This is a genomic window from Neobacillus sp. Fa239 (assembly GCF_055395235.1).
On sequence record NZ_AP041611.1, the window covers coordinates 3,027,644 to 3,039,942 of the forward strand.

The 12,299-nt window shown below is 35.0% G+C and carries 12 protein-coding genes and 1 pseudogene; 1 reads left to right on the forward strand and 12 read right to left on the reverse strand.

Going from position 1 to position 12,299, the window contains the following annotated elements:
* Positions 1 to 235: 235 nt before the first annotated feature.
* From ACZ5XR_RS14660 to ACZ5XR_RS14675, 4 genes and pseudogenes are all read right to left on the reverse strand, one after another.
* Positions 236 to 1,520, reverse strand: a pseudogene (locus ACZ5XR_RS14660) (IS110 family RNA-guided transposase).
* A gap of 212 nt (positions 1,521 to 1,732) precedes the next feature.
* Positions 1,733 to 1,906, reverse strand: coding sequence for a hypothetical protein (locus ACZ5XR_RS14665; protein ID WP_464497020.1), 174 nt, complete (start codon positions 1,904 to 1,906; stop codon positions 1,733 to 1,735).
* 301 nt (positions 1,907 to 2,207) lie between these two features.
* On the reverse strand, positions 2,208 to 2,708 hold the full coding sequence (locus ACZ5XR_RS14670) for a hypothetical protein (protein WP_464497021.1): 501 nt from the start codon (positions 2,706 to 2,708) through the stop codon (positions 2,208 to 2,210).
* An 813-nt stretch (positions 2,709 to 3,521) separates the two neighbouring features.
* Positions 3,522 to 3,878, reverse strand: a complete 357-nt coding sequence (locus ACZ5XR_RS14675) for a hypothetical protein (RefSeq protein WP_464497022.1) — start codon at positions 3,876 to 3,878, stop codon at positions 3,522 to 3,524.
* A gap of 855 nt (positions 3,879 to 4,733) precedes the next feature.
* On the opposite strand from ACZ5XR_RS14675, the gene ACZ5XR_RS14680 reads away from it, so the two are divergent.
* The gene (locus tag ACZ5XR_RS14680) at positions 4,734 to 5,363 is read left to right on the forward strand and encodes a cysteine hydrolase family protein (protein WP_464497024.1); all 630 of its coding nucleotides are present in this window, start codon (positions 4,734 to 4,736) and stop codon (positions 5,361 to 5,363) included.
* Between the two features lie 428 nt (positions 5,364 to 5,791).
* Here ACZ5XR_RS14680 and ACZ5XR_RS14685 read toward each other — a convergent pair whose 3' ends face one another.
* The 8 genes from ACZ5XR_RS14685 to ACZ5XR_RS14720 all read right to left on the reverse strand — a co-directional run bounded on the left by ACZ5XR_RS14685 (position 5,792) and on the right by ACZ5XR_RS14720 (position 12,268).
* Positions 5,792 to 6,310 (reverse strand): N-acetyltransferase family protein, encoded by a 519-nt coding sequence (locus ACZ5XR_RS14685; protein WP_464497025.1) that lies wholly within the window; start codon positions 6,308 to 6,310, stop codon positions 5,792 to 5,794.
* 123 nt (positions 6,311 to 6,433) lie between these two features.
* Positions 6,434 to 6,994, reverse strand: a complete 561-nt coding sequence (locus ACZ5XR_RS14690) for a CBO0543 family protein (protein WP_464497026.1) — start codon at positions 6,992 to 6,994, stop codon at positions 6,434 to 6,436.
* Positions 6,995 to 7,231: 237 nt separating this feature from the next.
* Positions 7,232 to 7,507: a hypothetical protein gene (locus ACZ5XR_RS14695; protein WP_464497027.1), complete on the reverse strand. Its 276-nt coding sequence runs from the start codon at positions 7,505 to 7,507 to the stop codon at positions 7,232 to 7,234.
* 439 nt (positions 7,508 to 7,946) lie between these two features.
* Positions 7,947 to 8,189, reverse strand: coding sequence for a hypothetical protein (locus ACZ5XR_RS14700; RefSeq protein WP_464497028.1), 243 nt, complete (start codon positions 8,187 to 8,189; stop codon positions 7,947 to 7,949).
* A gap of 626 nt (positions 8,190 to 8,815) precedes the next feature.
* Positions 8,816 to 9,037, reverse strand: coding sequence for a hypothetical protein (locus ACZ5XR_RS14705; protein ID WP_464497029.1), 222 nt, complete (start codon positions 9,035 to 9,037; stop codon positions 8,816 to 8,818).
* A gap of 744 nt (positions 9,038 to 9,781) precedes the next feature.
* Entirely contained in the window at positions 9,782 to 10,231 is a 450-nt protein-coding gene (locus tag ACZ5XR_RS14710) for a DUF1835 domain-containing protein (RefSeq protein WP_464497030.1), read from the reverse strand.
* A gap of 311 nt (positions 10,232 to 10,542) precedes the next feature.
* Positions 10,543 to 11,046 (reverse strand): DinB family protein, encoded by a 504-nt coding sequence (locus ACZ5XR_RS14715; RefSeq protein ID WP_464497031.1) that lies wholly within the window; start codon positions 11,044 to 11,046, stop codon positions 10,543 to 10,545.
* A 337-nt stretch (positions 11,047 to 11,383) separates the two neighbouring features.
* Positions 11,384 to 12,268 carry a LysR family transcriptional regulator gene (locus tag ACZ5XR_RS14720; protein ID WP_464497033.1) on the reverse strand — a complete coding sequence of 295 codons (885 nt, stop codon included), beginning with the start codon at positions 12,266 to 12,268 and terminating at the stop codon, positions 11,384 to 11,386.
* Positions 12,269 to 12,299: the final 31 nt, after the last annotated feature.

The following is a 12,299-nucleotide window of genomic DNA, read 5'->3' on the forward strand; positions in this document are numbered from 1 at the left end:
TAGCTAAAGTATGGTCGCACTGGTAGATCTCCACATTTCTCATGGAGGTCAACCCCCCCATATCTCACAGAGTCTTTGCTCCAAAATTCCTTCGTCCAACCTTTCCATGAGGTGGATGTCAGTCATGCTGCCCGACAGGGTCCTTGCCCGTATTTTAGTTGATTTACTGACTAATAAGTGCTTCAAATGTCTAAAAAAATAAAACTACTACCTAATGAATTTCACTAAAAGAAATTTAAGCTGCTATCTGTAATTCCGCCATATGAGGAATGTCCCTTAACATACGTTCTTCACTAAATTCACACTGCTTTTTACCGATGGTTAACAGAATTCGTATAAGCTTGTTACATACTGCAATCAGGGATTGCATCTTTTTTAATGGATTATTTGGGCGTTTTGTAAAATACTCATGTAATGCTTTAAAAGCCTTATTTTTAGCGACCAAAGGCATTGCCACTCGAAAGAGGAGTGCTCTTAAAGTCTTCCTTCCTCTCTTGGTAATTTTGGTTTGTCCTTTGTGCTTTCCTGATGTATTTTCTTAAGACTAAGCCCAGCTAGTTTGATAATCTGTCTTGGGTGGGAATAGAAACTTAGATCTCCTACCTCTGAAAAAAAAACCTGCAACCGTGTCTTTCCCTATTCCCTTATAGCCAACATTTGTTCAACACCTGGAATCTGTTCAAGAAGTTGATCTATGTTAGATTCTAGTTCTTCGAACTTTTGATTTATTAGTTCATATTTGTCTATTAAAGTGCGAAGCTCTAACTTAGCCAAATCAGAACCTTCCCGAATGCCAATTGAGGCAACTGCAACTTTCTTTAGTTCTTTTATTTTACTGAGTCCAACTGCACGTTTAACAGCTTTTCTAAGATGCACTAGTATCTCTTGTTCTGAGAGATCTACTAATTCATGTGGCAATAAATTAGTTTTAATAATTGTATAGCAGATTTACCCTCCCAATCTTTAAAGACCGTAAGGAACTCTGGAAAGTATAGGTCTATCCATTTATGGACTTGCCCTTGAACTGCTTGAAGATCAACAGATAGGAGATCACGTATTTTTCTAGCCACACGAAGTTCTCCATAAACTCCTTGCGGTATGTTCGGTTCAGCATATCTCCCGTCTTTGACCAACTGTGCGATAACTCTTGCATCCTTTACATCATTTTTAGTTGGAGAATTATCATCTAACTCTTTACTTTTCTTTACATGCATAGGATTTACAACTACAAACTTAATCTTTTGTTCCTTTAGGAAGTGAGCTAAATTAAGCCAATAATGACCCGTCGGCTCCATTCCTACGATCACTTTTTCCATTTTGTTTTGATCCATCAACTTTTTAAGCCACTCTATGAAACAGTTAAAGCTAGAATTTGTATTTTCAAAATAAAAGGGTGCCGAAAATTCTATACCTCTAAAGTCTTGTGCTCTTGCCACATGCTTGTATTTAGCAATATCAACACCTATAATTAATGTTTGAGAAGTAATTTGAGCAATCTTTTCATTTTGGTTATAATTCATTTAAATAGCCTCCTGGTATTTATGTTTGTGTCCTTTTTGCCGCCAAGCTTTGGACAATCATATCTTACCAAGGGGCTTTTTTATTTTCAAACCTCATATTTCTTCATTACAGGAATGCTGCCAGTTACTTTAATAAGAAATTTTACATTATAGATGAATTTTTCTAAATTAAAAAATGAACCGTACCAAGAGGACAGTTCATTTAAGAGCTATTACTTCACTTTCTTTAGAGGAGAAATGACATTATTATAAAAAAATCTTTCCCATTTAGCTAACAAACCGTTCCCATTTTCACCACGTTGAATTTCGATTTCGTAGTTTTTATGAAATTCTGCTATTCGTTTATTATGCTCTTTATGCCATTGATGGAGAGCTGCATGTTTCATTTTTATTCCTCCTTTAATTAATAACAAAATCATATCACTAGGAGTTTTAGTTACAAAGTATTTTTATCCCACAAGTTTTGACATTAAGAAATCAAATTGATGGAGAAAATTATTAATCCAAAATGGGCATTGGAGATAATGTCATCTTACATTTCTATGGTGCTTATTCAAGTAAATGCTTACGTTAGTACAATAAAAAAGGGATCGCCGTAGCCATCCGAATCTTTAACTCTTGCACCCATTTAGTTTAAGTTAAATTATTCACAAATTAACTATTCTAGTCACACAACTGCAAAACTACTCATTTACGTAAGTGCTTATAAATAATGTGATAAAAAATAATCCAAATTGAGTGAACCAAAAGGTAAATCATAAATGAAATTCCAATCCAATAGCCATTATTGTAGTGAAATAGCCCTGCTAAAACCCCCAGCCATTCGAAAAACGATGAAGCCAACGACCAGAATAAAATATATGTGGGAATAAAATTTGTTTTGATTTTAATGAAATCATAAATGTAAAAAAATAAATAACTAAATGGACCGTACATCAATAAAGTGGGAACATCTGTAAGGTCAAAATCAGATGTATTTCCAGTATCATATAAGCTCTTGGGGATTGTGCCTATGTAATGGTCGGCTAATGTGCCGAAGGTTAAACCACATAAAAAGAATAGAATCGTGATTTTTCTTGGGAAACGGGAAGGAAGTTTAATCATAAAAAAGATTCCTAGGAACAATCCAATAATACCAAACCATTCATTAGCGTTGAATCGATTATCGTAAACGATTGTAGCCATCATGTATGTTCCTCTTCCTGGTTATAATCAAACCTTTTGTACCACTTCAACAACCCCCATGAAATTAAGATTAAACACAGATATGCCATTCCAATTGAGATCCATACGTACAAAAGTTGATACTTGATAATTTTAAAATGGTCGAGTGCCCAATCGTATGTAGTGAGCCCAATCCAAATGGCAATGGATAAGGTCCACCTTGGTTTTTTTTCTTCTGAAGGCTGTAAAGCATTAAAAATCATTAAGATAAGAAGTGGAGCCGTAACCAAATGATATATCGTGTATGCCCATAAGTTTACACCGAGCTTTGGAAAGGTGATAATGTTAAAATTCAACTTTAAAGTTGTAAATGAAGTTGATGTAAGGCATAGGAGAACACCGTATAAAAAGACAAAATCGAGTATTGACAGTCTTTTTGGTATAATCGAAAATAAAATGATTGTTACCCAAGCAATAAAAGCACATATGAGCAATTGCATATTCTATCGATCACCCCAAAATTGCCCTTGCAATTAAATTTTTTTACTTCATCTAACTTATTTGTATTCTGTTGTAAATTCATCTGTTTGCTATGGTTATCATGCTAGTGTTTTTATAAATGACTTACAAAGACTTACTGATGAAAGTGCGGACTGGGTTTAACTGGTCATTGGAGAATAATACCGTAGGAACTATGTGTAACTAGAGTCAACAAACATTCTTCCACTATTCTTCTCCGTTACTTGAAGAATAAAAATTACTTTTCTCGTTATTTTAGCAAAGTACCCAAAGTAAGATTTTATAGAACTGACTTATTTAAGAACCGAAAAAGGAATGTCAAAAATTAAAAACAAACCCACAACTATAGGGACGGTAAGTATCCACGCTAAAATTGGTTTTTTGTAATGTATCAATAACATGGAAAGCATCATTACATTTAAAAGCACAATCCCACCAGAAGTTCCAACCATTATGATGAGTCATAACACCTGTGAAAATGGCAACTAATTCTGAAATAGCATATATTCCTGACCATAAAACAAAAGAAAATATTTGCTGGCTTTTTTTGGATGTCATGTTTCCAAGAAATACGGCAATGGTCGTAGGATACTGTACCACCATTTTTAATAATATAATGATCGTATGATTTTTCATTCCGAGCCATTCATCGATTTTTCCAACAGGATGAAACATCCACATTGAATGGTTAAATAACAAAAACTGAGAAAGAAAATCGCCAATAATAAAATACAAAAGTGTCGGGTAATACTTATTAAAGTCTTTTCAATTACCGAATTTCCAACCTATGTATATATAAATTATAGCCAAGATAGAATTCATTAATTTTCCTCTGAAATAATTTCTAATATCTTGTATTTGAATTAGTTTCTACTCGCTTTATTAAGATATACAAATTTTTTACTTTGCAATATTCCTTATTAAACTAACCTCCTTCGTTAGCACAAGAAGAATAGGGGCTGCCGCAGCGATCCCCTTATTACACTCAAGCACCCCATTAGTTTAAGAACAATATTTCACAAACTTCCCTTCACCATCCCTTTATAGTAGCCAAAACACAAGTCCTATTACTGTTAAAGAGAAAAGTAACGGGATTGCACAACCAACTCCTAAACAACTGGAAAGCAAGTTATAAATAAACCAACGAAATTTTTCACCCTTGGTCGGTTTTTCTTCAAACACTTTAGGCGAATATGTCCTATTCTTTTTCATCATTAAAATCATTCCCTGTGTATTTATATAAATACTAATTCGTTCGCCGCAGAAACCCCGTTAATGAACATAAGCATCCGTTAGCTTAACAAGTACCTTCTGGAAACATTCGTCAAAGTTGCACACTATTTTCTATAACAAAGTGAACTAAACAAACTACAAATACATATAGATGCCTATAGAGTTTTTAATGACTATGTACTTGTTCGATGCGGCGGTCGTGTCAATGCTGAACTTTTAAAAAAAACAACTTCTCTATCTTTCCTGAACAGGTAACAAACATTTCCGCAAGCTTATGCTGCGAGGGAGGTAAGTAATTTGTCGTTTAAACCACATCCCAATAATACTGCTATTGTAATCACAGACCCACAAAATGATTTTATGAGTCCTGGGGGAAGAGGCTATCATCTGACTAAAGGAACTATTGAACGAAACAATACCATACAAAAACTTGAACTATTAATGAGAACTGCCATCAATAAGGGATACCAACTTTTCATATCGCCCCATTATTTATACCCTCATGATTATGGCTGGCAATTTAAAGGAAATGAACAAAAGATGCTATTAGGTCTTAGAATGTATCAAGTGGCAAATGCGTACACACCACCGTCATTTGGAGCTGATTTTGTTCATTCTTTCAAACCTTATATTTTTGATAGAAGAACCGTCATTGCAACTCCTCACAAGGTTGCCAGCCCACAAACAAATGACTTGGAATATCAGTTACGACAACATAGAAAAGAGAAGATAATTATTGCAGGGGTGCTTTCCAACGTTTGTGTAGAGTCCCATATGAGGCATCTAATCGAAACTGGTTTTGAAACAGCTGTTGTATACGATGCCACCGCAACAATTAGTGAAGAGGATTTTCAAGCTGCCGTTACCAATTATAAAGCATTTGCCAGTGCTACTTGGACGACACAGGAGGCTATTTCAAACTTATAAATCATTCCCCAATGGTAATTTCCTATACAACTTGTCTGAACTGTCCCCAAGTGGTTACTTGGTCAGAATAAGAGCTTGGAATAACGGATGAATTTAGATAGCACACCCCCCTCCAATCTGTTCGGAGGGGGCTATTCTTGCTTGGCACAAACATAAAAGAGCCATTTCCATTCTTCAACTAAACTTCCCCGTTAGTCACTCATGAAGCGCAAAAATCAGCGCTGCACCACAAAGAATGAAAATAGTTAAGAAGTGTCAATACTGATACTGACCTTAATCCAGTCAACCCGTATTCATAGCCTTTTTCATTAAGCCCCTTTTTTTAAAAACGATTGAGGAGGGTCTTCTTAAGTATTGTCATTTTTGTATTCTTGTACAAACTTATTTTCATGGTAGTTCAACAAGGTATAGTTTTATTCTTCCTCCATTCATAATGCTGAGACATCTTTCCAGCCATAAGCAACATCATCTACTACCATTCCTCCAAACTCACTCTTCCTACGAAGATATTCCTTTCCACCCATACGTTCATAGAAACCAAGCCCAGTTTTATTTTGTTCCATTACCCATACCATCATAGAAGCAATGCCCTTTTCTTTAAAATGCTTAGCAATAGCTGAAACCAGTTGTCTTCCTACACCTAATCCCCTACATTCCTGCAATAGATAAAGGGAGTATAATTCTCCATTAAAATTTTCGTCATCAATGCTTTTGCCTGATGCAAAACCTATAATTTTTCCTGTATCATTAATTGCAATATAGATAAAGGGTTCATTTTCATTATTTAAAAAGTGAAGCCACCTTTGTTCTGCCTCTTTATACGATAATCTGTCCAAATAATCGTCTGGTACTAAACCGTGATAAGTAGTCCTCCAAGCATCAACATAAACTCTTGCTACGGCTTTTATATCTTCTTCACTTGCTTTTCTAATCTTCAAACTAATCACCTCTAATAATACATAATGAGATTATTTTAACATTCTTATTGAACTAAACTGCTACCGTTAGCTGAACAAGAAAAGCGAATGTCCTTATTGAACAATCGCATTTATTGAAATATTGTTTAGTTTTTACAAAGGTTCAAATGATTTTGACTTACTAATTCTATAAGCTATTAAATAGATAATAACATAAATTGGAAAGGAATATAAAACACTCCATTTTACAGTTGTATAAAATCCAATCCATTCAAATAAAGGTTCACCTATGAATGAAGTCAATGCGGAATAAATTACAGCTTTAAAAAAGGGATTTAGAGTTGGTTTAAATTGTAGCCAAAGCATAAGAGTTACAGGAATTAAAGTAAAATCCCAAGGAAAAAACGTTGGAATGGTAGGCAATACTCTCCCAGAATAATGCCAGAACCCAAAAATAAGTCCCAAAAAATCAAGCCAAGAAGCTACATTTAGTCCAAAACTTCCTGCTAGAAGCAATCTTGCCTCACTTCCGCGTTTTCGCAGTATTATCCATACGAGCCAAGGAATGATTGATAATGCTATTGAGAGCCAAAATTCCCAGTGCCATAACGTATGTTCTTTCCAATAGTTTACATAATCAATTTCTACTTGATGAATTCTTTGAAAAAACTTATCAGAATTTATGATTTCTTCTTTTCTAATCAATGGTTTCATTTTTAAAATCACCTTACAAAAATATATAACTCCAGTATTCCCCATCCTTGTTCAACTAACCTGCTCCCTTTAGCTCAATAAAAAAGGAGCTGCCGCAGCAACCCTTTGTTCAACTCTTGCCCGCTACTTAGACCGTCATGCTCCTTTTAGATAAAATTCGGTAAAATGCCAAAGTATAACTTTCGATTTGGTTTCCCTCTTCTAATATCCCGCCATAACCTGAATAACCCACCCTTGTTAACAAACTTTTTCTTTAATACATTGATTTATAGCCTTTCTAAATCCCCAAAAAATATCAATCAACATTTCAAAATTTACAGCGATTTCTTTCATATCCCAATATCTTTCATTTTTTCTATGGTAATAAAACTTTCCATTTTGAAATTTCATGATCGTTAGTGTCCCTTTCGGATATTCGGTTCCTATGGTAAGATAAAACTTTTCTCCATCCCACTTGGCGAACTTTTCAAAGTTCACCAGAAGTTCTACTGCCTCCCATTCATTTGTAATCAAGGTCGTTTCCCCCTTCCTTTTATGTGTAAGATTTAGCTGTCGATTGTGTCTCTAATTCACTTCATTCAATCAGATTACTGTGTCTTGATTATAGGAAGATGCCGTTTACATTTCAATAAAGTTGGTAAAAAGACTAACATGGTTTCCCTTTTCGTTTTTTTTATTGAGAGTAGGATCTTTATTTGTTAATGATAACGACTATAATCTCTTAATTAGTTATGATTATGTATTAAATGAGGGTTCCAACTCATCAGGGTACGTTGATTTTGTTTCCATGTTCGTCCATCTCCTGGCAATAGGCGATATAGCATGAGGGTTGATTTCAAAGATAAGATGACCGCGGGTAGATCGTTTAGTTGGAGGCACTTATTACCCTCTTATTAAACTAAAGCCCCCATTACTTTAAGTACAATATTTCAACAAACTTTCACATTAAGTATTAATGAAATGCCCCCATAATCACAAGACCAATAAGGATAGCTGCAAGTGATAATAATAAGGCAAAGCCAACTAATTCACCACCAGAGCCAAAAAATATATCAAGTATCCCTAATACTCCAAAAAGCACTTTTTTCGATGTTTTAGATTCAACTGCCTTAAATTCCTTATATCCATAAACCAATAGTAATATAAAAGAAACAATACCTATTAAAAAGAGAATGGCCCCACCGAACATTACCATAATATTTTCTCCTTAGTTGACTTTTCTTGTGAAGGGAAAGCTATCAATTAAATGATTTATCTAATATATAAGTATTATTTATCAGACTGCCTTTTAAAGAATAAATAACACAATGAATAAATTACCAAATATATTAAGAATCCACCTATTGAATTGTCGCTAAAAAAATTGTGAATGCCATTTGCACGAAGTATAGCACGAATAACAACGGTAAGAATTACAGTAATAAATAAAGAAATGGCTAATTTTCTTGTGGTCATAAAGTTTTACTCCATTTTTTTTAAATATTTGTCAAAGCTAACTTTTTCTTTGTTATGAACAAGAGTATTGTAAAATACCCATCAATTTTATAATACGGAAATTATTTCATTCTCTTTGTTGAACTAAACTACCCATTTGGTACAATAAGAAAAGCTGCCACAATGACAGCTTAATCTACAACTCTTGCCCACATTACTTTAAGTACAATTATTCACAAACTTGCAAAAAACTTCCTTCATTCGTGAAAACCAACAAGGTTCCTTAAGGAAACAGGCGTTTCTACAATTGCAGAAACAAACCTGTTTCACAGAAATTTCTGTTCCTTTTTATTTAAACGGCAAGTTTATTAGCAGATTTTAATAAGGTTAGTGGTGGTACGGATAGTGATGGTACGGATAGTGGTGGTGATGGTAGTACGGGTAGTGGTGGTGATGGTAGTACGGGTAGTGGTGATGATGGTAGTATGGGTAGTGTGGGTGCGGATAGCCTGGAGCTCCAAAACCAAGTCCTGGTGCAACACCAAAACCTGATCCTGGTCCACCTAAACCAACCCTCTCATTATATGCATAAATCATACAAGCAGTCATCCTCCTCATTTCATTTTACATTAGAGCATATGCATATTTGGGTAAAAGCTCTTGGGTATTTGTCTTGAATTTTAGAATTAAAGGGGCAAATGCCTTATCCAACAGATAAACTGTAGGTGGGCTACTAGGCATTCAACCAATCCAAGCTTTGACCCTGAGCATAAACTGGTTATATGTCTAATTTTAATAAGGAGTGAACCTCAAATTATGGTATATATACGACAAAATCCAAACTATGCCCAGAGTCCCTGGGGTCTTGAAATTTGTATCTTTCGTTTCACGTATTTGTGGCTTAGAAACGGAGACAATTTCCGGTTTTTTTGACGACTGTCGGGCATCAAAGAGCTTATGGCTATAGGCTTTTCGGCGGAAGATGGAATCAATATTCGGTTGCTTTAAGAGATATTGTTAACTTCCATTGTTCTCCTCCAACTCCAACTCTATATTAAAACACTGCTCCTGACCTTCGTAATCGTATCGTTCAGTCTTACTTTAAATCGTATGGGCTTTCGCATAATCAGAGATCGTTTTTTTTGAATCTAATACTGTGTTCAATACGCTACCTGCGTGTTCCCTTCCATCATGTATTGAACTAATCATATCGGTTAGCGTTCTTTATACTGAAATTAAAATAAATTCCAAAATTAAAAATTCAATTTTGTTATTATTCTAGGGGTAGTTAAAGTAATCCTTCTTAAAGTAAACTGCTCCGTTTATGCCATAAGAAAATGACCGCCGCAGCGATCATTGCCGGAATCCAATATGTAACTCAAGCCCCCCTTTCCATTTACCCTTATTAAACAGGGTGTTAAATGCTTTTGCTGTATTCATAAAGAAAATGTCATTTTTTTTATCTTTTAAAAGGTCCACAACAAATCGAAGTCCCGTCTGCTCTTCAGCATTTTCAGCAGCCCACATATAAATAGGAATATCTTCTTTAATAAACATAATTTGATTAACAGCTCTATTGAAGTTTTCCTTGTATTCATCGAACTCTCCATATTCATCAGACAAGTTATCTTGCATCCATTGATACCTGGCCTGTTTTCCAACTTCTTCATTAAATCTCCAGATAGGACCGGTAGAGAACATTTCTCGAACACTTATTACCCTTTCGTCTTTATACACTCCAAGTTGCTTTAATACTTGTCTAAAACATCCCGCAGCGATCATTGCCTGAAAACGACCTTTCACTCTTGCCCCAGTTAATGGAACAAAATAATTTCCTTACCTTGAATTTCAGTAGAATTCTCGAATGGCTCCTTTATTCTACAAAAATTTCCGTTTGTTGAGTAAAAAAAACCATCTCCTAAACTAACGTTGGTATAAAAAGAAAATGGGAATGCCTCAGCAATCCCATTTTTAACAAAATCCCCCTGTAGCGTAAGTATTCACAATCTTGCTTTTATAAAAAAATGGATGCCATAACAACAACTAAAATTAACTACTTTAGTTGAATTAGGACAGGACTGGATAAAAGCCTATTCAATGTTCAATAATTGTCATTACATTTTAGGGGCTTCCATTCCTATTATAGCCCATTCCTCTTTAGATGGACCATAAAGACCAGGGACTGTTAAACCCGCTTGACGCATAAGAATTGTCATTTGTCCTCGATGGTGAATTTGATGTTGAATTAAAAAAAATAAAATCTCTCCCTTTGACATTTTATGCCCAAACATATCCTGTACTTCTCTAAGACTGTTGTCAGTCCATTGATTTTTTAATGCTTTAACCAAACCATTACTAGCTTGTTGATAGCTGTCAGAGATGAACTTTGCTGAAGTTGGAACTGGGTAATCTTGATTAGGAGAATCAAAAGAAATGTCTGTTCGAGATATCAAAACGCCAATTGCTGTTACCGTATGCCAAGCGATTCGACCTAACGTCCAATTTTGAGGTGTTACTTCTTGACGTAATGATTCATCAGTAAGTTGATTAAGGATTTTCTGAGTAGCGTTTGCTTCATACTTCCATAATTTAAAGAAACCATCTAATGTTTGAAACATATTTAGCCTCCTCACTTAAATACTTCTCAAATATATTCCACAAATCCCGAAATTTGCCCCATTGTAAAAAAAATAATAATTTAATTCTAGCTAACTACATACCTCTTATTGAATAAACCTGCCCCGAAAGTTTAAGTATAAAATATCATAAACTTCTTTTGAAAAAAGAAAGGTTACTATATCTTGAAAATCACCTTCTTATGTAAGGAAAAAATAAATTGCCGGAAGCGTCCCTTGCTGATGGGTATTTAAAAAGGAATTCCAGAAAGTCGTTCATAAAAAACTTTCTCGAATTCCTTATATTAGGATTTAATTAGCTCCCCCTTCTGCCATTCATTTAGCTTAATTCCTTAAAATACCCAATCATAAATTCCCGAAAATCTCGAACGACCTTTGAAGTAAACCTCTCCGTTTTCCATGCCATCCCTATCGTTCTTGTACAGACAGGCTGTTCAATGTGCAAGGGAACAATTTTTTCATAGTGTGAATAACGGAGGGTATGCTCGGTTAAAAAGGATATACCCAATCCCTCCTCTACATAGTTATGAATGGATCCCGGTTCTTCGAGTTCAAAAGCGATTTTCGGTGTGAATCCTGCTTGTTCACAAAAACCATCTGTTAGCATTCTGAAAGGATTTGTCGGCTCTCTGTTAATAAATTGTTCATCTGCCACTTCCTTTAACTGAATGCTATCTCTCCTAGCCAAATGATGGGTATCTGGGACTACGATGAATACTTCATCCTCCATAAGATTAATCCAACTGATTCCTTCTTTCTCAATAGGAAAGTAAGTAACACATAAATCGATTTCCCCTTTTTCCAATTGTTCCACAAGTCGCAAAGGAGAAGAATGCATACTTACTTGAAAATTGACGGATGGATAGGTCTTACGAAATTGACTAAAAATATTCGGCAATAATGGTATATGCATGACCGAAAGTGAAATTTGATTCCTGCTCTCTCCTGCGAGTTCCGCCATCTCAAGCTTGGCAGATTCTAATTCAGAAAAAGCCCGATCCACTCCTTTTAATAAAATTTTCCCAAATTGATTTAGTTTAATATTCCTTCCCTCTCGATCAAAAAGAGAAAAACCCAGCTCTTCCTCTAAACGAGAAATGGTTTGGCTCAGTGATGGTTGTGCAATCGTAAGCTCTTTGGCAGCCCTTGTCATATGTTCAAGATTGGCAACGGTTTGAAAATACTTTAATTGTAAGAAATCCATTTGTCCACCTCTATTGATAGTCCTTAACCTA